The sequence below is a fragment of the Brevundimonas sp. M1A4_2e genome, from assembly GCF_053345555.1.
Genome location: NZ_JBKFAI010000001.1, coordinates 574780 through 599572 on the forward strand (window position 1 = coordinate 574780; position 24793 = coordinate 599572).

Here is a 24793-nt window from a genome sequence, read left to right on the forward strand (position 1 = left end):
TCTCAGTGAACCGGCGCCGGCGGAATGTTCAACGTCGGCGCCGTTTTCAGGATGAACTCGCTGCACCAGACAATTGCGCGACGCGAGTTGTCGACCACCCCGCCGGGAATGCGCGACAGTCGGCAGGCGGCGTCCGGCTCGCCCTCGACCTCGGGCCCTGCGTAAAGCACGATCGGGCCGTCGGGCAGGCTGCCCTCGCGATACAGCATGATCAACGGCGGCACGGAACGGACGGCCAGCGCCGCGTCATCCCGCGTCATGTCCTCGCCCAGAAGGGCGCGCGCCTGACCGCCCGGGTCGCCCGGCTCCAGACGAAACAGCTGCGCGCTCAGGGCGTCGCCCGGCTCTGGCCTCAATGTAAAACTTGGCGGCTGTTGCGCGCCCAGTTGCCCGGCGACAAGAAGCGCCGCCAGCATCAGGTCGCCCGGCTGACAGCGAAGTCGGCCAGGGCCTCCAGCGCCGAGCGCCACGGCCCAGCGGGCAGCGCCTGCAAGGCGGCCTTGGCCCGGTCGGCGTATTCAGTCGCCGTATCCAGCGTGGCTTCGACGGCGCCGCTGCTGACGATCAACTGGCGCGCCCGCTCGAAATCCTCGGGCTTGCGGTCGCCCTTGGTGATGACGCGGTCCCAGAACAGGTCCTCGGTCCCCTTGGTGCGCTGGACGGCCAGCAGCAGCGGCAGGGTCGCCTTGCCTTCGTTGAAGTCGTCGCCGGCGTTCTTGCCCAGCGTCTCGGTCGCGCCGCCGTAATCCAGGGCGTCGTCCGCCAACTGGAAGGCGATGCCCAGGCCCATGCCATAGTCACGCAGGGCCGCGACCTGTTCATCCGTTGCGCCCGCCCCGACCGCGCCGGATTCGGCGGCGGCGGCGAACAGCTCGGCCGTCTTGGCGCGGATGATCTGCAGATAGGTGTCCAGATCGAGATTCAGGTCGTGGGCGCGCGTCAGTTGCAGGACCTCGCCCTCAGCGATGACGCTGGACGCCGTGGCCAGGATGCCCAAGGCCCGCAGCGAATCCGTCTCGACCATCAGCTCGAATGCACGCGCGAACAGGAAGTCGCCGACCAGCACCGACGAGGCCGCGCCCCAAATCAGGTGCGCGGCGACCTTGCCCCGACGCATTTCCGAGCCGTCGACGATATCGTCATGCAGCAGGGTGGCGGTGTGGATGAACTCGACCGAAGCGGCCAGTTTCTTGGGGCCTTCGATATCGCCCGTCTGTCCCGTCGCGCGGGCCGCAGCGACGGTCAGGAGAGGACGCAGACGCTTGCCGCCCGCCGACACCAGATGCTCGGCCAACAGGGGGATCACCGGCACGTCGGACTGCATCCGCGCGATGATCAGGGCGTCGACCGCCGCCATGTCGTCCTTGGCCAGACGAACCAGGGCGTCCACGTCGCCCTTGGGCCGGGAGGCGACGGCGAGAGCTGCGTCCACGAAAATCTCTTTCAGCACAGGGGCGAAGGGGGAGATTCGCCCGAAATTCACACGCATCCGCTTGCCCGGACGCGACGCGGCGCACAATGGTGGCGGCGTCATGATGGGTCAAGCCGAGTCATCCCTTACAACCGCCGCTGAAGTTGCGGAATCCGCCCTGCTGGGCGGACGCGTCCGCCTGCGCCAGCCGGCGCGCGGCTATCGCGCCGGTCTGGATGCGGCTCTGCTGGCCGCCGCTGTGGGCGCCCGACCGGGCGAACGGGTGATCGAGGCCGGTTGCGGCGCCGGGGCCGTGCTGATGCAGATCGCGGCGCGGCGGCCCGAGGCCCTGCTGACCGGACTGGAGCGGGACGCCGCCGCCGCCGTCCTGGCCCGCCAGAACGCCGAGTTGAACCGCGCCGCCTCGCGTACGACCATATTGGACGGCGACGTGGCCCACGCCTTCCGCGCCCTGGACCTGCCGCCGTTCGACTGGGCCGTCAGCAATCCGCCCTTCTTCGACGACCCCGGCGCCCTGCGCGCTCCGGCAGAGGGCAAGCGCGGCGCCTGGATGGCCGACGACGGCCTGGCCGCATGGACCGGGTTTCTGTTGAAGGCGGTGCGCGAGGGCGGACGCATCGTCATCATCCACCGCGCCGACCGACTGGCCGACATCCTGTCGCTGCTGGCGCCCAAGGCCGGCTCGTTCGCCATTCGCCCGATCCAGCCCTACGTCGATCAGCCCGCCAAACGGGTGCTGGTTCAGGCCATCAAGACGGGCAAGGCGCCGCTGCGCCTTCTGCCGCCGTTGATCGTCCACGACCGCGCGGGGGCCAAGCACACCCTACAGGCCGAGGCCATTTTGCGTGGCGAGGCCGAACTCGGCTTCTAACCGAGCCCCCCTACTCCTTCAGCAGGCGATCGCGCGCGGCATTGACGCGGGCGGCCAGCCCTTCGGTGCCGCCCTGATCGGGATGGGCGCGCGCCATCAGACGTCGCCAGGCGGCCTGCACCGTCTGGGCGTCAGCGCCTAGAGGCACGCCCAGGATCGCTCGCGCCTCGGCTTCGCTCATCCGCTCTGAGGGCTGAGCCTTCGGCGCAACGGGTCGGAAGCGCGACTGCACCGCCAGCCAGACGCCCGCCAGCGCCATGCCTCCGGCGATCAGCCACGCCCCGCGCGCCGCCGCCAGCACCGCCCCGGCCAACAGGGCCGCGCTCAATATGGTCGCCGAGATGCGCCAGTGGCCGCGCCGCGCGCGCTCGGTCTGACGGCCCAGCCGCACCAGAGCCCACAGGGCCACGGCGGCCAGGCCCAGCCAGATCAGCCCCATGAAGCTCTATCGGCCCATGAAGCGATCAAGCCGCCGCGTCCATCGCCGAGATGGCGTCGTCCAGACCCAGGGCCTGCATCAGGTTGCGCATCTCCTGACGCGCGGCGACGTGCGCCAGGGACACCGACACCGGGCGGATGTCATTCGACAGGTCCGCCACCGTCAGGCCGAACGGGAAGAGTTCGCGATAGATGACCCGGTCGCGCAGGCCGGGCCCGACCCGGAAACCGACCCGCTTGGCCAGCTTGGCCATCCGCGAGGCCAGACGGCGACGGTTGCGCGCCTCGGCCACGGCCAGACGGTTGGTGACGACGATCCAGTCGATGGTCACCTGGCGGCCCTCGGCGATGGCGCGGTGCTTGCGCGCCTCCCAGACGCTTTCCGAATAGATGGACGGACGGATCAGATCCAGCGTCACCGGGTCCACCTCGCCGAGCAGGTCGAAGTCGACGAAGCTGTCGTTCATCGGGGTGACGATCTGATCGGCCCGGCCGTGCGCGGCGCGCGACAGCGGGGTGTCCCCGCCCGGCGTGTCGATGACGATGACGTCCGCCGACGACTTGGCGTAGCTGAACGCCGCCTCGAAGCGCGACATTTGCTTGGCCTCGTCCGCCTTATGCAGCAGCTTGCCGTCGCCCATGTCCGGAACGATGGGCAGCGGCAGCTCATGGCCGTTGGCCTTGGTCCAGGCGATGCGGTTGGCGAAGAAGCGCTCCAGCGAACGCTGGCGCAGGTCCAGGTCGATAATCGCGACCTTGCGCCCGGCGTGCAGAAGGCCGGTGACGATATGAATGGCCAGGGTGGACTTGCCCGCCCCGCCCTTTTCATTGCCGATGACGATGACCTGAGGCTGCGCCATGTGAAATCCCACTGTGATCAGCAGGCGCGACTCATCTCTGTCCGCAGCCCGCCCATGCCGCGCAGGATCGGGCCGCGAGGGCCAATCGTCAACGAAACCTTAAGCTGAGCCTGTGGACGATCAGGCCGCCGCGCCGCCGGCGCGCGCGCACCAGGGGTCCGACGCCGCCAGATCGCGGCACAGAACCTGCGCCTGTTCAGCCGTGGCGGCGACCTTCAGCCGGACCAGCCGGCGCCCGCCGACCTCAACCGCTTCATAGGCGGGCTGAAGCCCCGACAAGGCCGCGCCGCCAGCCCCCTGGCTCATCCGTCGCCATGCCGCCCGGGCGCTGTCCTCGCTGGAGAAAGCGCCCAGTTGCACATGGCGGGCCGTCGGCGCGGGCGCGCCTGGCAGGGGAACGACGGGCGCAGCGGCGACGGGCGGGGGGGCCCCGAAATCATGATAGCCGGCCGGAGCAGGCGCGGGAGCCGACATCCGGCGAACCTTGGCGCCCAGCCCGTCGCGGGCGTCCCACAGCTCGTGCGGGGTCATCAGCTCAACCTTCAGAGGCGCTGCGCGCTGATGTGAAGCGCCGGGAGCCGCGGCTGGCCGCGTCGTGTCGTCCCTATCTCCGCCCTCGTCTGCCGATACAGGAATGGCGGCGACCGACTGGGCCAGGGCCTCGAACCGATGCGGGTCGGCTTCGTTCACGCCGCACCCCGCAAGCGCCAGAGCGGCCGCCGAGAGAGCGACGACACGCGGCAGTCGATGCAGGACGGGCTGGGCCATGCCGCCACACTCGCCCGCCCTGCTTTGAGACGGAGTTAACGCCCTGCGTCAGCCGATGGCGCCGACGCCGCCCTCGACCTCGCCCGGCGCCACATCGGCGTCGGTCAGGGCCAAGGTCCAGCCGTGGTGGGTGTTCAGGCCCCAGCGGCGCGCGCCCGAGCCGTCGCCCGCATCGCCGCCCGCGGTGACGACGACGCGACGCCCCTTGGGCAGGGCCGGCGGATCGATCTTGCCGACAGCCAGAGACGTCGGCGTCTCGCCCCCGTAACCGTCGAACACGCTGAGCATCGACCACTCGCGGCGCAGACCGATCCACCAGGGATCATCGCCGCTGATGGACAGGACGGCCACGCCCTTGCCTTCGGCCGCGTGGGCCAGGGCGGCCTGCGGGTCGAGGACCAGCTTGATGTCGGCGGCGGCGCCGAAGCGCAGCCGGGCGCCGTCCACCGCCTTGGACGGGTCGATCGGGGCCCAGACCTGGACCTGCAGACGGCCCTGGCGCGCCAGGCCCCAGCCGACGATCTCGCGCCACAGGTGCTCGACGGCTTCACGGTTCTCGGGATCGCACTGTTTCAGGATGCGGGCCTGAACGGCCTGTTCGCGGTCGGGACGCAGCTTGGTGTGGGGACCGACGGGCGCGTCCTTGGCCTGGCCCACCTGGGCAGCGACGGCCAGACGGCGCTCGAACAGTTCGAGGATCTGATCGTCCAGGCTGTCGATTTCGGCGCGCAGGGCGGCCAGCGCCTTCTGTTCGGCGCTCATTTCAGTGATTTCAGCGGGCCAGACTTGCTGGATGGCGGATTGCGGCATGGGAGATGGCTTTCGGCATGGGATTTCGATGTGAGGTCGCGTCCCGCTGACAGAAGGTCAGGCGTGAACGCGCGTACTGGCCGCTTGGGGAGAAGCGGTCGCCAGCGAGACAGTCAGGGTTTGGTTAGAAGCCCGACGCCTCAGCCGGCGTATCGAAAGCCGTAATAGCCGTAGCCAAAATAAAAGCCGGCCACCGCGCGCGTGGTGGTTTCAGGGGTCATTTGTGCGCGCAGCGAGGACATGAATCCGGTCCGGTTTCTGGATCAGGGTTGATCCGACCGGGCCTTACAACAGCAAATTTTATGCGCGGTCAAGCCTCAGAGGCCGTGAACAGGACAAAACGCGTCCGGTTGTCGCTGAAATCCTGCAAATCGTTGCGTAGAACGATCAGCCCATAAACCTCGGCCGCGCGCGCTGGCGCGACGGCGGCGCGCGAGACGTCCCCCGCCTCGGCGACGGCGGCGGCGGCGCCCCCGGTGTCGAACACTTCAATCGCCGAGATCTTCATCTCGTTCAGAGCCTTGGAGCACTGCTGCAGGGCGACGGGATGGCTCTCGGCCGTTTTTATGTCGGACAGGCGCGCGTCAGGCACGCCCATCAAGGCCAATCGGATCGGCCGCCAGGCGTCGCTGACCGCCACCAATCCCGCCTCTCGCACCAGAGTTGCGGCGGGCTCGACCACGCCCACGGTCGAGTTCTCGACCGGGATCAGGGCGCAATGGCAGTCGCCGCTCAGGACCGCGTCGATCGCCCCCTGAAAGGTTTCAAAGCCGACCGCTTCGTCCCACGGGCGCAGGTCCAGGCAGGCCTCATGGCTGAAGGCGCCCGGCGCGCCCTGATAGGCGACGCGGCCGGGCGTGTGGTCTTCTGCCGTCATGCGGCCTCGGACCGGGCCTGCCGCCCGGCCTTGAGACGCTCGGCGACCAGGAAGGCCAGCTCCAGCGCCTGATCCGCGTTCAGGCGCGGGTCGCAGTGGGTGTGATAGCGGCTCGACAGGTCGTCCTCAGTCACCGCCTGGGCGCCGCCGATGCATTCGGTGACGTTCTGGCCCGTCATCTCCAGGTGGACGCCGCCGGGATGGACGCCCTCGGCCTCCGCCACGTCGATGAAGGTGCGGACCTCGCCCATGACGCGGTCGAACGGACGGGTCTTGTAGCCGTTGCCCGCCTTCAGCGTATTGCCGTGCATCGGGTCGATCGACCAGACGACGCGCTTGCCCGCCGCCTTCACCGCCCGCATGAGGCCCGGCAGGCGGTCGCCCGCCTTGTCGTGGCCGAAGCGGCCGATCAGCGTCAGACGGCCCGGAATATTGTTCGGGTTCAGGGCGTCGATCAGCGGCAGCAGGTCCTCTGCCGTCATGGTCGGCCCGCACTTGACGCCGATGGGGTTGGAGATGCCGCGCATGAACTCGATGTGGGCGCCGTCCAGCTGGCGGGTGCGCTCGCCGATCCACAGCATGTGGGCCGAGGTGTCGAACCATTCGCCGGTCGAGCCGTCCAGGCGCGTCAGCGCGCTCTCGACGTTCAGCAGCAGGGCTTCGTGGCTGGTGAAGACCTCGACGCGCGACAGGTCGGGATGCGTCTCGGGCGTGACGCCGACCGCCTCCATGAAGGCCAGGGCCTCGGTGATCTTGTCAGCCAGTTCGCGGTAGGCCGCGCCCGCGCCATCATCGGCGAAGCCCAGCGTCCAGCGATGGATGTTGTAGAGATCGGCATACCCCCCGCCCGCAAAGGCGCGCAGCAGGTTCAGCGTCGAGGCCGACTGGTTATAGGCGCGGATCAGACGCTGCGGATCGGGCGTGCGCTCTTCCGGCGTGAAACCCATGCCGTTGATGATGTCGCCGCGATAGGACGGCAGTTCCACCCCGCCGATCTCCTCGACCGGGGACGAGCGCGGCTTGGCGAACTGACCGGCGATGCGGCCCACCTTCACCACCGGCTTGCGGCCGGCGAAGGTCAGCACCACCGCCATCTGCAGGATCAGGCGGAAGGTGTCGCGGATGTTGTCGGTCGAGAACTCCTTGAAGCTCTCGGCGCAGTCGCCGCCCTGCAGCAGGAAGGCGTCGCCCGCCTCGACCTGGGCCAGATGGCTGGTGAGCTTGCGCGCCTCGCCCGCAAAGACCAGGGGCGGCATCGCGCGCAGCTCGTCTTCGACGCGCGCCAGTTCGGCGGCGTCCGGATAGTCCGTCGGCATATGCAGGACGGGCTTGTTTCTCCAGGATTCGGGGGTCCAGCGCTTACTCATTTCGCCAAGATAGGCTTTTCCCCCGACCCGGACAACAAAGCTTGCGCGAAATCAGTCGATCAGCGGTTTCCATGCCTCAGCGGCGGACAGCGGCTCGAACAAGGCCTCGATCTGGGCGTCGGAAACCGAAGAAAGCTCGGCGGGCGACCACTTCGGCGCATTGTCCTTATCGATGATGACGGCGCGCACGCCTTCCTGGAAGTCATGGGTCTGAACCACGCGGCCGCCCAGGGCGTATTCCATCGCCATGTTGTCGGCGAAGTCGGTCAGCGTCGCGCCCGTGCGAATCTGGCGCAGCGACACCTTCAGCGACTGCGGCGACTTGGTCTTCAGGATATCGAGCTGCTTCAGCGCCCACTCGGAACCGTCAGCCTGAAGCGCGGCGACGATCTCCTCGACCGTGTCGAAGGCGAACAACCGGTCGATGGCTTCGCGGTGCGCGGCCAGCGGCGACGGCCCGGCGTCTGCGGCGACGCGGTCCGCGACCGCTTTCGGGTCGGCAGGCGCGGCCAGCAGTTCGGCCTTGAACGCCTCGGCGCCCTCGCTCGGCACGAAGTGGGTGTGAATGCCCAGCGCCACCGTATCCGCCGCCTTCAGCCGCGCGCCGGTCAGCGCCAGCCAGACCCCCGTCTGGCCTGGCAGGCGCGGCAGGAACCAGCCGCCGCCCACGTCGGGAAACAGGCCGATGCCCGTCTCGGGCATAGCGTAGGTGGTGCGCTCGGTCGCGATGCGGACGTCGGCCGGTTCGCTGATGCCCACGCCGCCGCCCATGACGATGCCGTCCACCACCGCCGTGATCGGCTTGGGATAGACGAACATCAGATGGTTCAACTGATACTCGGTCTTGAAGAAGGCCTTCGCCTCTGACGCGTCCCCCGCCCCGCTCTCGGCGATCATGCGGATGTCGCCCCCGGCGCAGAAGCCGCGCTCGCCCGCGTGGTCGATCAGCACCGACTGAACCGCGTCGTCCGCGCGCCAGGCCAGCAGGGCCTCGATCATCGCCTCGCACATGGCCCGGTTCAGCGCATGGATCGTCTTGGGCCGGTTCAGGGTGATGCGGCCGATACCATTTTCGATGCGGGTGATGACTTCAGCTTCGCTCATCTCGCCAGCTCCCGCGCGATGATCACGCGCATGATCTCGTTCGTGCCTTCCAGAATGCGGTGCACCCGCAGGTCGCGCACGATCCGCTCCAGCGGATAGTCCTTCAGATAGCCGTAGCCGCCGTGCAGCTGCAGCGCCTGATCGGCGATCTGGAAGCATGCGTCGGTGGTCAGGCGCTTGGCCATGGCGCACCACTTGGTTTTCTCGGGGTGGCCGGTGTCGATCGCCCAGGCGCCGCGCAGAACTATTAGGCGGGCGGCCTCCAGATCCGTGGCCATGTCCGCCAGCTCGAACTGGGTGTTCTGGAACTGGCCGATGGCCTGGCCGAACTGCTTGCGGCCGGCGACGTATTCCTGCGCCGTCTCCAGCGCCAAACGCGCCCCGCCCAGCGAGCAGGCGGCGATGTTCAGGCGCCCGCCGTCCAGACCGGCCATGGCGTATTTGAAGCCCGCGCCTTCCTCGCCCACCAGATTGGCGACCGGCACCCGGCAGTCGTCAAAGCTGACCACGGCGGTCGGCTGGGCGTTCCAGCCCATCTTCTTCTCATTGGCACCGAACGACAGGCCGGGCGTCCCCGCCTCGACCACCAGGGTCGAGATGCCCTTCGGCCCCTCCCCGCCCGTGCGGACCATGACGACATAGACGTCTGACGTTCCGGCGCCGGAAATGAAGGCCTTGGAGCCGTTCAGTACATAGTGGTCGCCGTCGCGCACCGCCGTCGTCCGCAGCGCCGCCGCGTCCGAGCCCGAGCCCGGCTCGGTCAGGCAATAGCTGGCGATCTTCTCCATCCCGACCAGCGACGGCACGAAGCGCGCCCGCAACTCGTCCGAGCCGAACTTATCGATCATCCACGTCGCCATGTTGTGGATCGAGATGAAGGCCGCCGTCGCCACGTCGCCGCGCGACAACTCCTCAAAGATCACCGCCGCCTCGATGCGGCCCAGGCCCATGCCGCCATGTTCCTCGCCCGTATAGATGCCGGCGAAGCCCATCTCGGCGGCGGCCTTCAGCACGTCGACCGGGAAATGCTTGTCCTCGTCCCAGCGGGCCGAGTGCGGGGCCAGCTCGGCCTCGGCGAAGGCGCGGGCCGCGTCCTGAATGGCGCGTTGATCGTCGGTGAGGGCGAAGTCCATGAAAGCTCCCGCATTACAGCCTGCCCTCTGACGGGGCGTTCGGGGCGCTTCTAACGGCTGGCTGCGTGCGCGTCACCTTGCTGTCGGCTCACACCCTAGATTTCCGCTCATCCCGGCGGACGCCGGGATCCAGTGCTTTGGCTTCAAACCTGCCCATTCAAGTTCATGCTATGACGCCGCCAATGTCAGCGATGCGCGCGGCGCTCTCACTGGGTCCCGGCGTCCGCCGGGATGAGCGGGAGATAGGTCGAGCATAGGGTGGACAGTTCGCCTTTTGCCTCTCCCCTCGCTTTGTTTTAAGCCCCGCCCATGACCATGCCCTTCCAGCCCGCCGCCTTTCCCTACGCCCGCCCGCGTCGCCTGCGTTCGCAGCCGTGGGTGCGCCGTTTGGTCGCCGAGACGACCCTGACGCCGGCCGACCTGATCTGGCCGCTGATCGTCCATGACGGCCCAGAAGATCGCCAGCCGGTCGCCTCCATGCCGGGCGTCTTCCGCCTGTCGCCCAAGGAGGCCGCCAAGGCCGCCGTCGAGGCCCGCGACCTGGGCATCCCGATGGTCGCCCTGTTCCCCAATGTGAACGACGGCCTGAAGGACAATGTGGGCGCCGCCGCCAGCGACCCGGACGGCCTGATCCCCCACTGCATCCGCGCCATCAAAGACGCCGCGCCCGAGATCGGCGTCATGACCGACGTGGCTCTGGACTGTTACACCGACCACGGCCACGACGGCGTTCTGGAGAACGGCCGCATCGTCAACGACCCGACGCTGGAGCGGCTGGCCGAACAGGCCTTCATCCACGCCCACGCCGGCGCCGACGCGGTGGCGCCGTCCGACATGATGGACGGCCGCGTCCAGGCCATCCGCGAGGCGCTGGAGGCCAATGGCCTGAGCGACACCCTGATCATCAGCTATGCCGCCAAATACGCCTCGGCCTTCTATGGCCCCTATCGCGACGCCGTCGGCTCGTCCAAATCGCTGACCGGTGACAAGAAGACCTATCAGATGGACTTCTCCAACGCCGAGGAGGCCCTGCGCGAAGTGGCGATGGACCTGTCGGAAGGCGCCGACGCCCTGATCGTCAAGCCGGGCCTGCCCTATCTGGATATCGTCCGGCTGGTGTCCCAGACCTTCAAGGTGCCGACCTTCGCCTATCAGGTGTCCGGCGAGTACGCGATGATGCAGGCCGCCTTCGCCAACGGCTGGCTGGACCCGGACCGCGCCATCCTGGAAAGCCTGCACGCCTTCAAACGCGCGGGGGCGTCCGGCGTCATCAGCTACTTCGCGCCGCAAGCCGCCCGGATGATGGGCTGATTTTTTCCTTCTCCCCTTGAGGGAGAAGGTGGGCCCGAAGGGCTCGGATGAGGGGTGTCGGCGGAGCGGCTTGAATATTGAGGGCGCTGAGAGCGTGTCTTCGCACCCCTCATCCGTCAGGCTCCGCCTGCCACCTTCTCCCACAAGGGGAGAAGGATCACGCCGTCGGATCGACCGCCTTGCCGTACTTGCCTCGGAAATAGGTCAGAGCATCCCCCGGCCGCGTATCGAACGCCTCCACCCGGCCGACGATCACCAGATGATCGCCCATGACGATGCGGTCGTGGGTCCGGCAGGTCAGACGCGTCACGGCGTTCCGCAGGCGCGGCGGCTCCGGGTCGTCCACCGCGAACTCATCGTCCGACAGGCGGCACGCGCCCCAGGCGAAGCGGTCGGACATGGCCTTGTCCTCGACCGGCAGCATATGGACGGCGAACCGCTCCGCGCCAGCGAAGGCGTCGTGGCGGTCGGATTTGACGTCCATGCACCACAGCACCAGGGGCGGGTCCAGCGAGACGGAGGTGAAGCTGTTCACCGTGATCCCCAGCGGCCCGTCGCCCGTATGGGCCGTCACCACGCACACGCCCGTCGCAAACCCGCCCAGCGCCCGGCGATAGGCGCGAGGATCGAAATCGGCGGCGGGAGAAGCGGACGCATTGGTCATGGCCATCAGCTAGGCCGTGAAGTCCGCATCGGCAAGGGCGCGGCGCGCCGCCGCAGCTCGCCGCAACCGCTTCTTAAGCCCCGCGTGGGATGTAAGGCGAACGAACACGGTTAAGACGGACCCGCCCCCATGGCGCTGAACGATCGCCCGATCCTGATCAAGAAGGTGAAAAAGGTTTCCGGCGGCGGGCACCACGGCGGCGCGTGGAAGGTGGCCTATGCCGACTTCGTCACCGCCATGATGGCCTTCTTCCTGCTGATGTGGCTGATCAACACGACCGACCCGGAACAGAAACGCGGCATCGCCGAATACTTCGCCCCGGCCAGCGTATCCGCCTCCACTTCGGGCTCGGGCGGTATCCTCGGCGGCACGTCGCTGGGCGATTCCGAAGGGGCCAAGGGCGCCGGCTCCAACGCCGTGATTGAACAACTGGCCCCGGCCGCGCCCGACGCCCCCCAGGACGCTGGCCAGAATTCCAACCTGGCCTCGGCCAGCGAAGCCGCCCTGCGCGCCGAGATCGCCCGGCGCGAGGCCGCCGACTTCGCCAGCGCCGCCGAATCCCTGCGTCAGGCGATGCAGTCCATGCCGGAACTGGCCGAGCTGTCGAAACAGCTGATCATCGATCAGACGCCCGAAGGCCTGCGCATCCAGCTGGTCGATCAGGAAGGCCGCTCGATGTTCGAGAACGGCTCGGCCCGCCCCAACCCGCGCGCCCAGTTGCTGCTGCGCGCCGTGGCCAAGGTCATCAACCAACTGCCCAACCGCATCTCCATCACCGGCCACACCAGCGCCGTCGCCGGCTCCAGCCGCGCCAGCAGCCCCGGCGACTGGCCCCTGTCCTCGGCCCGCGCCGACGCCTCGCGCCTGACGCTGCAAAGCGCGGGCGTGAACGCCGACCGGGTCTATTCCGTCGCGGGCAAGGCGGGCTCCGATCCCCTCTATCCCGACGATCCGTCGCTGGCCGGCAACCGCCGCATCGCCATCGTCCTGCTGCGCGAAGCGCCGGTCCTGCCCACGGACACCAGCCTGTGAGAAAGCGCGGCGAGACGCCCGCCGCGCGAAGAAGGCTTGCGAAATCGGCTGGTTGCGCGCCAAATCAGGACATGAGCCGCGCGTACCCATCCAGCCCCTATGCGGGCGCTGACACCGTCACGGAGCGACAGCCGTGACCCAGCACTTCTTCTCGCGCCAGCTCCGCTTCTTCATGACGGCCAGCGCCCCTTGCCCTTACCTGCCAGGCAAGTTCGAGCGCAAAGTCTTCGCCAACCTGCCGTTCAGCGACGGGGCGGACGTCAACGACGCCCTGACCCAGGCCGGCTTCCGTCGCAGCCAGAACATCGCCTATCGCCCCGCCTGCGAGGCCTGTGCGGCGTGCGTTTCGGTGCGGATTCCGGTGGCGGATTTCGAACCCTCTCGCTCGCGCCGCCGCATCCTGGCCCGCAACGCGGACCTGTCGCGCGCTCTGGTCGAGGCCGAGGCGACGATGGAACAGTTCGACCTGCTGCAACGCTATCTGAACGCCCGCCACCCCGGCGGGGGGATGAGCGACATGGGCTGGTCCGACTATGTTTCCATGGTCGAGGACACGGCCGTTCGCACCCATCTGATCGAATACCGCCTGCCCAGCGAAGACGGCGGGCCCGGCCGTCTGGTCGGCGTCTGCCTGACCGACCTGCTGCATGACGGCTTGTCGATGGTCTACAGCTTCTTCGACCCGGATCTGGAGCGCCGCAGCCTGGGCCGCTTCGCCATTCTGGATCACCTGCAGCAGGCCGAGACGGTGGAACTGCCCTACGTCTACCTCGGCTACTGGGTCCAGGGCTCGCCCAAGATGGACTACAAGGCCGAGTTCCGCCCGCTAGAGGCGCTGCGCCCCTGGGGCTGGGAGCGGTTTTAAAGCCGCACCTTCCTTCTCCCCTTGTGGGAGAAGGTGGCTGGCGAAGCCAGACGGATGAGGGGTGTCAGCGCCCCGTATCCAATGAAATCTAATTGTCAGAGCGCAGCGGCCCGCCGCCGCGCCGACACCCCTCATCCGCCCCTGACGGGCCACCTTCTCCCACAAGGGGAGAAGGAAAACCTACGTCGTCGGCACCGCCGTGCCTCTGGCTTGGGATGCCTCGCCGCCCCACGGCCCATCATCGCGGCCGCCGGCGAACTGCACCAGCGCGGCGATGCGTTTCTCAATCGGCGGGTGCGTCGCGAACAGGCCCGAAAAGCCCGTCTTCTCGGCCGTATTGTCCAGGAACATGCCGCGCAGTTCGTCCGGCGCCTCCATCTTGGACTGGCCCGACACCTTCCTCAGCGCCGAGATCATCGCGTCCGGGTTCTTGGTCAGCTCCACCGCCCCCGCATCCGCCACATACTCACGCGTCCGCGACAGGGTCATGCGGATGACGGCGGCCAGACCAAAGCCGATCACCCCGATGGCCAGGCCGATCAGGATCAGCGGCATGGCGTTCTTGTTGTCCCGCCCGCGCCCGCCGCGCATGTAGAACAGGCTGCGGAACACCAGTTCGGCGATCACGCTGATGATGCCGGCAAAGATCGAGGCGATCACCATGGTCCGCACGTCCTTGTTGATGACGTGCGTCAGCTCGTGCGCCAGGACGCACTCCATCTCATCCCGGTTCAGAGTCTGCATCAGGCCGCGCGTGACGGTGACGCTGTAGTTGCCCTCATGCAGGCCCGACGCATAGGCGTTCAACGACGGACTTTCGATGATGCGCAAAGCGGGCGTCTTCATCCCGCGCGAGATCGCCAGATTCTCCAGCAGGTTATAGAGTTCCGGCTCGACCCGGCGCTCGACCTTTCGCGCCCCGGTCATGACGTCGATCATAAGCTGGTTGCCGAAATAGGCGATGACGAACCAGATCGCCGCGGCGATGACGGCGAAGGGCACGGTCCAGCCCAGCATGGAGGCCGCCAGCGCCAGGTCCTGACCCAGGTCCCCGCCCGAGTTGGGCAGCAGGCCGAAGCCCATCATCAGCACCTGAACGCCGAACAATATGCCGACCAGCAGCACCGGGAACCCGGCCAGCAGGATCGCTGACCGGGCGTTGTTCTGCCAGATGTGGGTCTTGAGGCCGACGGCCTGACCGAAAATCGCCATTGGGGCTTAGAACTGCACCGTCGGCGGCGCGGCGTTCAGGCCGGCGCGCTCGCTTTCGCCCACGTCGAAGAAAGGCTTGTCGGCGCCGAAGCCGAACATCCCGGCGAACAGAACGGTCGGAAACTGACGGCGCACGGCGTTGAACTCGCTGACCGCATTGTTGAAGAAGCGGCGCGCGGCGGCCAGCTTGTTCTCAATGTCCGACAGGTCCATCTGAAGTTGCTGGAAGTTGGCGTTGGCCTTCAGGTCTGGATAGGCCTCAGACACGGCGAACAGGCGGCCCAACGTCGCCGTCAGCATGTTCTCGGCCTGCACCTTTTCATCGACGGTGCGAGCCCCCGCAGCGGCGGCGCGCGCCTGGGTGACGGCGTCCAGGGTGCCGCGCTCATGCGTGGCGTAACCCTTCACCGTCTCCACTAGATTGGGGATCAGGTCCTGACGCTGCTTCAGCTGCACGTCGATATCGGCGAACGACTGGTTCGCCGTCTGATCCAGCTTCACCAGCCGGTTGTAGGCGCCGACCACGACGAACAGCAGAATGGCGACGATGACGCCGATGATGATCAGGGTGATCATTGAGCCTCCTCCGAAAGATGGGCGGAGTATGGGGTGCGAATCCCGCCCCAACCAATGAATTCGCCGTCACCTCTCCTCCCCATGCAATGGGGAGGTGGCGCGGAGCCGAAGGCGACGTGACGGAGGGGCGTCTTGGTTCCGCGGTGGTCAGGCCCTCCACCGCTTCGCGGTCCCCCTCCCCACAAAGTGGGAAGGAAAGACACGCACCAACCTTCTCCCTCCCCGGGACGGGGAGGGAGACAGGGATCAGCGGAATTTCCTCAGCCCGCGCGGACCCTGCCGCCCGGCCCCGGCGCGCTTGCCCAGCCAGTCCTTCCAGTCCGGCCAGTTGCGGCGGCGGCCGCCGCCATCGACCCATTCCGGTCCCTGCTCGGCGTTGAACACCGTCACATCGGCCAGGCCGCCCTGCTTATAGTTCTGCAGCTTCACGCCCTTGCCCCGGCCCATTTCGGGCAGTTCGGCCAGGGTGAAGACCAGCGTCTTGATGTTCTCGCCGATGACGGCGACGTGGTCGGCCTGGGGGCTCGAAGGCACGCGCAGCATGGCCAGCATCTCGCCGTTCAGCACCTGCTTGCCGCCGCGCTTCTGCGCCAGAAGGTCGTTCTCGGGGGCCACGAAGCCGTAGCCGGCCTTAGACGCGATCAACAGCTTGGCGTCCGGCTCGTGCGCCACGACGTTGATGATGTCGGCCTTCTCGTCCAGGTCGATCATCAGGCGTAGCGGTTCGCCGTGGCCGCGCCCGGAGGCCAGCTTGTCGGCGCCGATGGTGAAGATGCGCCCGTCCGAGGCCCCGATCAGCAGCTTGTCCGTCGTGAAGGCGGGAATCAGGAAGCCCAACTTATCGCCTTCCTTGAACTTCAGCTCAGAGGGATCGTCGACCTTGCCCTTGGCGGCGCGGATCCAGCCGCGATCCGACAGGATGACGGTGATCGCCTCACGCGGGATGAAGGCTTCCGGCGCGACGAAGGCCGAGGCGTCGACCGCCTCTCCGATCACGGTGCGGCGCGGCGAGATCAAGGCCTTGCGCACGGCCTCAAGCTCCTTGCCGATCGCCTTCCACTGTTTCGCCTCGGAGGACGTCAGCGCCTGCAACGCTGCAAGTTCTTCCGACAGCTCCTTGAATTCCTTCTCGATCGTCATCTCTTCGAGACGGGCCAGCTGACGCAGGCGGGTGTCGAGGATGAAGTCGGCCTGAAGCTCGCTCAGCCCGAAGGTCGCGATCAGGGCCGCCTTGGGCTGTTCTTCCTCGCGGACGATGCGGATGACCTCGTCCAGGTTCAGGAAGACGATGCGCAGGCCTTCCAACAGGTGCAGGCGCTTCTCGACGCGGGCGATGCGCCACTGGCTGCGGCGGTTCAGCACTACCCGGCGGTGATCCAGGAAGGCCCGCAGGCATTCCTTCAGCCCCATGACGCGCGGCGTGCCGGTAGCGTCCAGCACGTTCATGTTGATGGGGAAGCGCACCTCGAGATCGGACAGCTTGAACAGGCTTTCCATCAGCATTTCAGGCTCGATGGTGCGGTTCTTCGGTTCGAGGATGAGGCGGATGTCTTCGGCCGACTCGTCGCGCACATCGCCCAGCAAGGGCGCCTTCTTGTTCTCGATCAGATCCGCCAGCGCCTCGATCAGGCGCGACTTCTGCACCTGGTACGGCATCTCGGTGACGACGATCTGATAGGCGCCGCGATCAAGCTTTTCCTCGACCCACTTGGCGCGCAGGCGCACGCCGCCGCGGCCCGTCTCATAAGCGTCCAGAATGGCGGCCTGGCTCTCGACCGACACGCCGCCGGTGGGGAAGTCCGGTCCCGGCACGATCTGCATCAGGTCGACCGTCGTCGCGTCCGGCCGCTCCAGCAGCAACTGGCAGGCGTCGATCAGTTCGCCGACGTTATGCGGCGGGATCGAGGTCGCCATGCCCACGGCGATGCCCGACGAGCCGTTGGCCAGCAGGTTAGGGAAGCCCGCCGGCAGAACAACAGGCTCCTCGTCCTGATCGTCATAGGTGGGGCGGAAGTCGACGGCGTCCTGATCGATGCCGTCCAGCAGCAGGACGGCGGCGGGCGTCAGCTTGCACTCGGTATAGCGCATGGCCGCCGCGCTATCGCCGTCGATGTTGCCGAAGTTCCCCTGCCCGTCCACCAGCGGATAGCGCTGGGCGAAGTCTTGAGCCAGACGGACCAGCGCCTCATAGATAGAGGCGTCGCCGTGCGGGTGATAGCCGCCCATGACCTCGCCGACGACCTTGGCGCATTTACGCGCCGCCGCCTGCGGGTTCAGCCGCATCTGGTGCATGGCGTACATGATGCGCCGATGCACCGGCTTGAAGCCGTCGCGCACGTCGGGCAACGCCCGGTTGGTGATGGTCGACAGGGCGTAGGCCAGATAGCGGCGCGACAGCGCCTCGCCCATCGGTTCTTCGACGATGCGGCCGCCGTCGGGCGTCGGGGTGTGGATGGTCATACGACTTCGAATCAATGATCGGACGAGGAAAGTCTAGCGCAGCGGAGGCCTGACGCCGGGATTGTCCGCGCCTAACTGTGCAGAAACGCGCGAAGGGGCTTTGACGCGGGCAGGCGCTACAGCCGCCCAGCCTCGCCCAGCTTGTCGATCATCCAGACCCGCGCGGGCGGCAGCGGGCGGTTCAGGGCGTGGAAGACGAACTGCTCGAGGAAATGCCCGGTCAGCTCCAGCCCCGCCTTCACGTCGCCCGCGCCCAGCCCCGCCTGCGCCCCCAGCATGAAGGGCGGCAGGGCCAGCAGCTTGTCGGCATAGGGCGCGCCCGCCTCCCGGCTGACGGCGCGGCCGGTGCGGGGGCTGACCCAGACCAGATCGTCCATCGACCCCGTGGAGGCGCACCGCGACAGGTCGAGACCGAAGCCCAGGTCCTCCAGCAGCCCCGCCTCGAAGCGCACGAAGATGGCGGGCCAGACCTCGGGCACCGCGAAGGCCGTCATCAGCGCCTCGAAAGCATAGAAGGCGCCGGGATGCGGCTCTCGTTCCGGCAGGGCGCCCTGCGCCACCGCAGCGGCGGCGCTGAGGCCGGTCAGGGCCAGCGGGTCGTCGAACAGGGCGGCCGGCCCCTCGCCCACGGGCTCCAGCCGCGCCGAACCCAGTTGATCCGAGGTTCGCGACCTCAGGTCCGCCACAACCCTGGCGCCGGGCTGAAGGAAGGGCCGCATCTTGCGCGACGCCCCGCCTGCGACATAAGCGGCGCGGCGGCCATGCCGCTCGGTCAGCAGATCGACCACCGCCCCCGTATCGCCATGCGCCCGCGCCGACAGCACGAAGGCGTCGTCCTGAACCTCCATCAGTCGGCCTTGATGGCGTCGACGACGGCGCGCGCCCGGTCGTTCGGCACGGCGAAGCTGAGGACGTACTGCTCGATCTTCCAGCCGTCGTCGGTCAGGCGCAGCACGCCCGAACCGCGCGTGGTCCCATAAGCGTCGTTGTCCAGCACCTCGTCGAACCAGGCGACGCAGCGGCAATCGATCGGGGCGATGGTCACGGTTCGCGCCGTTGGGCGATAGGCCCAGCCACGCCCTTGCGAGAAGTAGGGCATGGCGTAGGCGCGGAACTCCGACAAGCTCCAGCGCTCAGCCGCATCCGTGCCGATGAAACGCGCGTCCGGCGTGAAGGTCGCGAAGTAGGCCTCGCCGTCCGCGACGGAGGCGGCGGCGTGCATAGCGTCCAGCGTCCGCTCGATCGGCGCGGTTTCCGCAGGCGCGGCGGACAGTTGAAGCATCATCAGGGCGGCGGTGATCATGGCTTTGTTCTAGTCCTGTTCCGCCTGCGGGGGAAGCGCGGCCCGCCTCGTCGCATTCCTGATCCGTCCCCGCCTGCTAACGCCTTTGTGATCACAGACTGTTACGACCAAAGCCGTATTGGAATCAGGGTGATGCGGCGCCTATGTCCGCTTCGTTTTTCGAGCCCTTCCCGGCTCCAGTCGTCAGGTTTGCGATGTCCCGCGTCCGTAACGCCGCCCTCAAGTCGAAGATCATGTCCGCCCAGGACGCCGCCGCCCTGATCCCGGCGAACTCGACCGTGGGCATGAGCGGCTTTACCGGCTCGGGCTATCCCAAGGTCGTGCCGATGGCCCTGGCCGAGCGGATCGAGGCCGAGCACGCGGCCGGCAATCCGTTCCGGCTCAAGGTCTGGACCGGCGCCTCGACCGGGCCTGAGCTCGACGGCGCCCTGGCCAAGGCGGACGGCATCGAGTTCCGCCTGCCCTACAACTCAGACCCCATCGCCCGCGAGAAGATCAACAAGGGCGAGATGGAATACCTCGACATGCACCTGTCGCAGGTGGCGCCGGTGGCCTGGCAGGGCTTCCTCGGGCCGCTGGAGACGGCGGTGGTCGAGGTGTCGGGCATCCGTGAAGACGGCGCGCTGATCCCCTCCTCGTCCATCGGCAACAACAAGACCTGGCTGGACCGCGCCGACCGTATCATCCTGGAGGTCAACAGCTGGCAGAATGCGGCGCTGGAAGGGATGCACGACATCTACTACGGCACCGCCCTGCCGCCGAACCGGGTGCCGATCCCTCTGACCAAGCCGACCGACCTGATCGGCGAGACCGTCTTCCGCGTCGATCCGTCCAAGATCGCCGCCATCGTCGAGACCGACAGCCCCGACCGCAACCTGCCCTTCGCCGCGCCGGACGCCAGCGCCACGGCCATCGCCGGCCACCTGATCGAGTTCCTGCAGCATGAGGTGAAGGTCGGGCGCCTGCCCGCTCATCTGCTGCCGCTGCAATCGGGCGTGGGCAATGTCGCCAACGCCGTGCTGGCCGGACTTCAGGATAGCCCCTTCGAGAACCTGACCGCCTATACGGAGGTGCTGCAGGACGGGATGCTGGACCTGCTGGACTCGGGCAAGCTGACGGTCGCCTCGGCCACCGCCTTCTCGCTCAGCCCCGAAGCCGCCGCCGATCTGAACAGCCGCATGGAGCAGTTCCGCGGCAAGATCATCCTGCGCCCGCAGGAGATCTCGAACCACCCAGAGATCATCCGCCGTCTGGGCTGCATCGCCATGAACGGTCTGATCGAGGCCGACATCTACGGCAACGTCAACTCGACCCACGTCATGGGTTCGCGCATCCAGAACGGCATCGGCGGCTCGGGGGACTTTGCGCGCAACGCCTACATCTCCTGCTTCGTCACGCCGTCGACGGCCAAGGGCGGCAAGATTTCCGCTATCGTCCCCATGGCCAGCCACGTCGACCACATCACCCAGGACGTGCAGGTCATCGTCACCGAACAGGGTCTGGCCGACCTGCGCGGCCTGTCGCCCAAGCAGCGCGCGAAGGTCATTATCGCCAACTGCGCCCACCCCGACTATCGCGACGCGCTGGCCGACTACTACGCCCGCGCCATGAAGGGGTCGTACGGCCTGCAGTCGCCGCACCTGCTGACCGAGGCGCTGTCGTGGCACCAGCGCTATATCGAAACGGGGTCGATGAAGCCGTGACCGCCTCTCCTCCCCACTTCGTGGGGAGGGGGACCGCGTAGCGGTGAGGGGCTTAATCACGGCGCAACCAAGCGGCCCCTCCGTCTCGGCGGCTATCGCCGCCGATCCACCTCCCCATGAAATGGGGAGGAGAAACCCGCGCCTCAGCGGCTCAGCGCGGCCGGGACCGGACGACCGAGGGCCTCGGCCATCGCCTGCTGATTGATCAGCAGCACCAGATCGCGCAGGTGGTAGTTGTTGGACAGCACCACCACCGTCACCTGCTCATCCGGCTGATAGGACACCAGGTTGCGGAAACCCGCCCAGCTGCCGGTGTGATAGATCTGGCGATCGCTGAACGGCGCCGAGTTCCGTTCGCCCAGGGCGCTGACATAGAGGCCATAGCCATAGGCCCGGTGCGGTCCGCGCCGCTCAGGCATGTCGTCGGGCGCGTGGTCGGCGATCAGATCGGCATAGGCCTTGCGGCTCAGCACATGGCCCTGATGCAGGCCGCGGTTCCAGGCCAGCATGTCGTCCAGCGTCGAATACAACGCCCCCGCCCCCGCCACGATGCTGACGTTGGCGATCGGCTGCGGCGTCAGCCCGGCCGGGAACAGGCCGTAGCCCATGGCCAGGCCCTGAGCATCGTCGTGCACGTCAGACCCGGTATCCTTCATGCCTAGCGGCCGGAGGATGGACTTCTCCAGATAGTTTTCGAACGTCTGGCCGCTGGCCTTGGCCACGATTACGGCGGCCAGATTGAAGGCGGCGTTGTTGTAGCGGACCTTGGTCCCCGGCTCGAACTGCAGGCCATAGCGGGCCGAGGCCTCGGTCAGCTCCTGCGGCGTGCGATGGGTGACGCGAATACGCCCCCATTCGGCCTGAGCCATCAGGTCTGGAATGCCCGAGGTGTGCGACAGCAGGTGGTGAATGCGCAGCGGCGCCCATGCGGCGGGGCACGGCTCAATCCATTTGCAGACGGGATCGTCAACCGACAGCTTGCCCTCGTCCTGAAGCTTCAGGACAGCGACGGCCGTGAACTGCTTGGACACCGAGGCCAGGCGGAAACGGGTGTCCAGGGCGAACGGCGTGTCCTGCTCATAGTTCGCCTTGCCGTAGACCTGGCGGAATAGCACCTGATCGCCCTTGGACACGAGCACGGCGCCGGTGAACTGCTTGGCCGCGGCCAGGCGATCCAGTCGTTCCTTCAACTGCGGCAGGGCCTCGACCACCTCGACCGGCGGGCGCTTCGGCGCAGCCGGTTGGTTGACGACCGCCGCCTGGGTCTCAGGCGCAACGGCGTTGAGGAACCACGCGCCCGCCCCGGCCGATATCAGGCCGGCCGCGACGAGCGAGCCGAGAAACCAGGGCCTGCCGCCCGCAGTCTTGGGAACGATGAACACGAGACTAGACGTCAAACTCCAGGCCGAACTGGGCGTACAATGCCTTTGAGTCTTGCCATTTGGGATCGACTTTGACGGTCAAAAACAGGTGAACGGGCCGATCCAGGATCTCGATCAGCTCCTCGCGCGCCTTCTGACCGATCCATTTCAGGGTCTGGCCGCCCTTGCCCAGGACGATCGGGCGCTGGCTTTCCCGCTCGACATAAATGGTCTGTTCGATGCGGGCCGAACCGTCGGCGCGGTCCTCGAAGCTGGTCGTCTCGACCGCCGCCGAATAGGGCAGCTCCTCGTGGACGCGCAGATAGACCTTCTCGCGCGTGATCTCGGCGGCCAGCACGCGCAGGGGCACGTCCGCCGACTGGTCTTCGGGATAGAGCCACGGCCCTTCCGGCATGGCCAGCGCCAGCCGCGTCATCAGATCGTCGACGCCGTCGCCGCTAAGGGCCGAGATCATGAAGACCTCGGAATAGACGCCCGTCTCGAACAGGCGCTGCGACAGGGCCAGCAGCGTATCGCGGCGCATCCCGTCAATCTTGTTCAGCGCTAGGATGACCTTGGTGTCCGTCGCCTGCAGGTTGGCGATGATGGTCTCTGTGTCCTCGGCCGAGCGACGGTCCGCAGGCGTGCCTTCGCGGCCTTCGGCGTCGATATGCGACTGGGCGTCGATCAGGTGGACGACCACATCGGCGTCCTGCGCCCCGCCCCAGGCCGAGGCGACCATCGCACGGTCCAGGCGACGGCGCGGCGTGAAGATCCCGGGCGTATCCACCAGCACGATCTGGGCGTCGCCCTTGATGGCGATGCCGCGCACCGGAAAGCGCGTGGTCTGCACCTTCTGGGTGACGATCGAGACCTTGGAGCCCGTCAACCGGTTCACCAGCGTCGATTTGCCCGCATTGGGCGCGCCGATGATGGCGGCGAAGCCCGCGCGCTGGTTGCTGATCTCGGTGGTTTCGGGGGTCTCGGTCAAATCACGCCTTCACGTTTCAAAAGAGCGACGGCGGCGGCCTTTTCCGCCTCCTGTCGCGAACGCCCTTGAGCTCGGGCGGGTTCATATCCTGTCACCGTCGCCTCGACCGTAAAGGTCGGCGCGTGGTCCGAACCGGTGCGCTGGACCACCGCATAGGTCGGCAGCGGGCGGCCCTGGCCTTGCGCCCATTCCTGCAGGGCGGACTTGGGATTGGTGATGGCCGGCGCCGGGGGCGCAGCCAGTTCCTCGGCCCAGGCGCGCTCGAACACGGCCTGCGCCGCGATCAGGCCGCCGTCGCGATAGACGGCCGCCAAGATCGCTTCAACAGCATCGGCGATGACTCCGGCCTTTCTGCGGCCGCCGGTCTTGGTCTCGCCGGGCGACAGGCGCAGGGCGTCGCCGACGCCCAGTCGCTCGCCTACGCGGGCGCAGGCGGTCTTATCCACCAGAGCGTGCAGACGGGCGGACAACTGCCCCTCGTCCGCCGCCGGAAACTCGCGCACCAGCCGGTCCGCGACCAGCAGGCCCAGCACCCGGTCGCCCAGGAATTCCAGTCGCTCATTGTCGGCCGGAACCTGCGGTCCCGCGCCCTCGCCCACGCTGGAGTGGGTCAGGGCGCGTTCCAGAAGCTCAGGCTCGGCGAAAGCATGGCCAAGCCGACGACGCAGGGCCGCCACGGCCTCGGCGCGCACATTCGTGCGTCCGCCCGCCATCAGTCGAGGATCTTGAAGAACCGGCTGAAGCGCACGTTGGCGAACCAGCTGACCGGGTTGAACAACGAGGCGCCCGGCGTCCACGAGAACATGATGATCTCGGCCTTGCCGACCAGATTCTCGGCCGGAACCATGCCCACGCCTGACGACATCTCGACGCGGCTGTCGATCGAGTTGTCGCGGTTGTCGCCCATCATGAAGTAGTGGCCGGCCGGAACCTCATACAGCGGCGTGTCGTCTAGTTCGTTGCCGGGGCCGAAGTCCTGGGTCATGAAGCTCTTGCCGCCGGGCAGGGTCTCGCGGACCTGGGTCACGGCGCGCGGGCCGAACATGTCCGCCATCTCGGCGCGGGTGACCACCACGTCCTGCACCGGCGCGCCGTTGATGTAGAGCTTGTTGGCGATCATCTGCACCCTGTCGCCCGGCAGGCCGATCACGCGCTTGATGTAGTCGGTCTTGTTGTCGCGCGGCAGCTTGAACACGGCGATGTCGCCGCGCGCGGGCTCGCGTCCCAGGATGCGGCCGTTGAACACCGGCGGGCTGAACGGGATCGAGTGCTTGGAATAGCCGTACGACCACTTCGACACGACGATGTAGTCGCCTTCGTACAGGTTCGGCTCCATCGAGGCCGACGGGATGGTGAAGGGCTGGAACAGCAGCACTCGCAGCACCAGCGCGATCAGCAGGGCGAAAACGACGGTCTTGATGATCTCGACCGTTTCGTTGCTCGCGGACTTTTCTTTCTTCACTCGCTTGGCCTTCCTGGAGCGCCGAGGCGCATAGATCGGGGTCTCGCTATCGAGAGCCTCGGGGTCGTCCCCGATGTCGAATGGCGCGTCGCCGTCATCGCTCCAGATCGGCCGTTGTTCAGCCGGATGAAGAGCTGGGTTGGCCGCTCCGCCGTTCGCCTTGGGGTCGTCGCTCATCGTCTGCTCGAATCCC

Annotated in this window: 25 protein-coding genes; 5 read left to right on the top strand and 20 right to left on the bottom strand. The window is 67.5% G+C overall.

Going from position 1 to position 24793, the window contains the following annotated elements; translation table 11 throughout:
• Positions 1-2 precede the first annotated feature (2 nt).
• Positions 3-416 carry a hypothetical protein gene (locus ACLBV5_RS02685; protein ID WP_025976784.1) on the bottom strand — a complete coding sequence of 138 codons (414 nt, stop codon included), beginning with the start codon at positions 414-416 and terminating at the stop codon, positions 3-5.
• On the bottom strand, positions 416-1390 hold the full coding sequence (locus tag ACLBV5_RS02690) for a polyprenyl synthetase family protein (RefSeq protein WP_025976783.1): 975 nt from the start codon (positions 1388-1390) through the stop codon (positions 416-418). Before ACLBV5_RS02690 ends, ACLBV5_RS02685 begins: the two co-directional genes overlap by 1 nt.
• 142 nt (positions 1391-1532) lie before the next feature.
• Between ACLBV5_RS02690 and ACLBV5_RS02695 the strand changes: the two genes are divergently transcribed.
• Entirely contained in the window at positions 1533-2303 is a 771-nt protein-coding gene (locus tag ACLBV5_RS02695) for a tRNA1(Val) (adenine(37)-N6)-methyltransferase (protein ID WP_253121798.1), read from the top strand.
• Between the two features lie 10 nt (positions 2304-2313).
• Here the strand turns inward: ACLBV5_RS02695 and ACLBV5_RS02700 are convergent, their stop codons facing one another.
• The 8 genes from ACLBV5_RS02700 to ACLBV5_RS02735 form a co-directional block, all read right to left on the bottom strand.
• Positions 2314-2742, bottom strand: coding sequence for a molecular chaperone DnaJ (locus tag ACLBV5_RS02700; protein ID WP_253121800.1), 429 nt, complete (start codon positions 2740-2742; stop codon positions 2314-2316).
• Positions 2743-2767: 25 nt separating this feature from the next.
• Positions 2768-3601, bottom strand: a complete 834-nt coding sequence (locus ACLBV5_RS02705) for a division plane positioning ATPase MipZ (RefSeq protein WP_447604731.1) — start codon at positions 3599-3601, stop codon at positions 2768-2770.
• Between the two features lie 120 nt (positions 3602-3721).
• On the bottom strand, positions 3722-4369 hold the full coding sequence (locus ACLBV5_RS02710; protein ID WP_447604732.1) for an SPOR domain-containing protein: 648 nt from the start codon (positions 4367-4369) through the stop codon (positions 3722-3724).
• A 48-nt stretch (positions 4370-4417) separates the two neighbouring features.
• Entirely contained in the window at positions 4418-5179 is a 762-nt protein-coding gene (locus ACLBV5_RS02715; RefSeq protein ID WP_025976778.1) for a chorismate mutase, read from the bottom strand.
• 310 nt (positions 5180-5489) lie between these two features.
• Positions 5490-6056: a prephenate dehydratase domain-containing protein gene (locus ACLBV5_RS02720; protein WP_447604733.1), complete on the bottom strand. Its 567-nt coding sequence runs from the start codon at positions 6054-6056 to the stop codon at positions 5490-5492.
• The gene (locus ACLBV5_RS02725) at positions 6053-7423 is read right to left on the bottom strand and encodes a class II 3-deoxy-7-phosphoheptulonate synthase (RefSeq protein ID WP_447604734.1); all 1371 of its coding nucleotides are present in this window, start codon (positions 7421-7423) and stop codon (positions 6053-6055) included. The genes ACLBV5_RS02720 and ACLBV5_RS02725 overlap by 4 nt, the downstream gene beginning before the upstream one ends.
• Before the next feature lie 51 nt (positions 7424-7474).
• Positions 7475-8527: an enoyl-CoA hydratase/isomerase family protein gene (locus ACLBV5_RS02730; RefSeq protein ID WP_447604735.1), complete on the bottom strand. Its 1053-nt coding sequence runs from the start codon at positions 8525-8527 to the stop codon at positions 7475-7477.
• Positions 8524-9660, bottom strand: coding sequence for an isobutyryl-CoA dehydrogenase (locus ACLBV5_RS02735; protein ID WP_447604736.1), 1137 nt, complete (start codon positions 9658-9660; stop codon positions 8524-8526). The genes ACLBV5_RS02730 and ACLBV5_RS02735 overlap by 4 nt, the downstream gene beginning before the upstream one ends.
• Before the next feature lie 309 nt (positions 9661-9969).
• On the opposite strand from ACLBV5_RS02735, the gene hemB reads away from it, so the two are divergent.
• A complete protein-coding gene (gene hemB / locus ACLBV5_RS02740) occupies positions 9970-10971 on the top strand; it encodes a porphobilinogen synthase (RefSeq protein WP_447604737.1) in 1002 nt (333 codons plus the stop codon).
• Positions 10972-11128: 157 nt separating this feature from the next.
• On the opposite strand, the gene ACLBV5_RS02745 is transcribed toward hemB, so the two are convergent.
• Positions 11129-11641, bottom strand: coding sequence for a flavin reductase family protein (locus tag ACLBV5_RS02745; RefSeq protein WP_227157889.1), 513 nt, complete (start codon positions 11639-11641; stop codon positions 11129-11131).
• Between the two features lie 123 nt (positions 11642-11764).
• Here ACLBV5_RS02745 and ACLBV5_RS02750 point away from each other — a divergent pair, with 123 nt between their 5' ends.
• Both ACLBV5_RS02750 and ACLBV5_RS02755 read left to right on the top strand, forming a co-directional pair.
• Entirely contained in the window at positions 11765-12667 is a 903-nt protein-coding gene (locus ACLBV5_RS02750) for a flagellar motor protein MotB (protein ID WP_303692265.1), read from the top strand.
• A 133-nt stretch (positions 12668-12800) separates the two neighbouring features.
• On the top strand, positions 12801-13532 hold the full coding sequence (locus ACLBV5_RS02755) for an arginyltransferase (protein WP_447604738.1): 732 nt from the start codon (positions 12801-12803) through the stop codon (positions 13530-13532).
• A 180-nt stretch (positions 13533-13712) separates the two neighbouring features.
• Here ACLBV5_RS02755 and ACLBV5_RS02760 read toward each other — a convergent pair whose 3' ends face one another.
• From ACLBV5_RS02760 to ACLBV5_RS02780, 5 genes are all read right to left on the bottom strand, one after another.
• On the bottom strand, positions 13713-14744 hold the full coding sequence (locus tag ACLBV5_RS02760; protein WP_447604739.1) for a M48 family metallopeptidase: 1032 nt from the start codon (positions 14742-14744) through the stop codon (positions 13713-13715).
• Positions 14745-14750: 6 nt separating this feature from the next.
• A complete protein-coding gene (locus tag ACLBV5_RS02765; protein WP_025976768.1) occupies positions 14751-15320 on the bottom strand; it encodes a LemA family protein in 570 nt (189 codons plus the stop codon).
• 246 nt (positions 15321-15566) lie between these two features.
• A complete protein-coding gene (parC, locus tag ACLBV5_RS02770) occupies positions 15567-17780 on the bottom strand; it encodes a DNA topoisomerase IV subunit A (RefSeq protein ID WP_447604740.1) in 2214 nt (737 codons plus the stop codon).
• A 116-nt stretch (positions 17781-17896) separates the two neighbouring features.
• A complete protein-coding gene (recO, locus tag ACLBV5_RS02775) occupies positions 17897-18628 on the bottom strand; it encodes a DNA repair protein RecO (protein WP_447604741.1) in 732 nt (243 codons plus the stop codon).
• Complete coding sequence (locus tag ACLBV5_RS02780) at positions 18628-19083, bottom strand: nuclear transport factor 2 family protein (protein WP_447604742.1); 456 nt, start codon at positions 19081-19083, stop codon at positions 18628-18630. Before ACLBV5_RS02780 ends, recO begins: the two co-directional genes overlap by 1 nt.
• Before the next feature lie 194 nt (positions 19084-19277).
• Here ACLBV5_RS02780 and ACLBV5_RS02785 point away from each other — a divergent pair, with 194 nt between their 5' ends.
• Positions 19278-20786, top strand: coding sequence for an acetyl-CoA hydrolase/transferase family protein (locus ACLBV5_RS02785; RefSeq protein ID WP_447604743.1), 1509 nt, complete (start codon positions 19278-19280; stop codon positions 20784-20786).
• A 143-nt stretch (positions 20787-20929) separates the two neighbouring features.
• Here ACLBV5_RS02785 and ACLBV5_RS02790 read toward each other — a convergent pair whose 3' ends face one another.
• From ACLBV5_RS02790 to lepB, 4 genes are read right to left on the bottom strand one after another with little or no spacing between them, the layout of a single operon-like run.
• The gene (locus ACLBV5_RS02790) at positions 20930-22168 is read right to left on the bottom strand and encodes a serine hydrolase domain-containing protein (protein WP_447604744.1); all 1239 of its coding nucleotides are present in this window, start codon (positions 22166-22168) and stop codon (positions 20930-20932) included.
• Between the two features lie 4 nt (positions 22169-22172).
• A complete protein-coding gene (gene era / locus ACLBV5_RS02795) occupies positions 22173-23138 on the bottom strand; it encodes a GTPase Era (RefSeq protein ID WP_303706099.1) in 966 nt (321 codons plus the stop codon).
• On the bottom strand, positions 23135-23851 hold the full coding sequence (rnc, locus tag ACLBV5_RS02800) for a ribonuclease III (protein WP_134580536.1): 717 nt from the start codon (positions 23849-23851) through the stop codon (positions 23135-23137). The genes era and rnc overlap by 4 nt, the downstream gene beginning before the upstream one ends.
• Positions 23851-24777 (bottom strand): signal peptidase I, encoded by a 927-nt coding sequence (gene lepB, locus ACLBV5_RS02805; protein WP_447604745.1) that lies wholly within the window; start codon positions 24775-24777, stop codon positions 23851-23853. The genes rnc and lepB overlap by 1 nt, the downstream gene beginning before the upstream one ends.
• Positions 24778-24793: the final 16 nt, after the last annotated feature.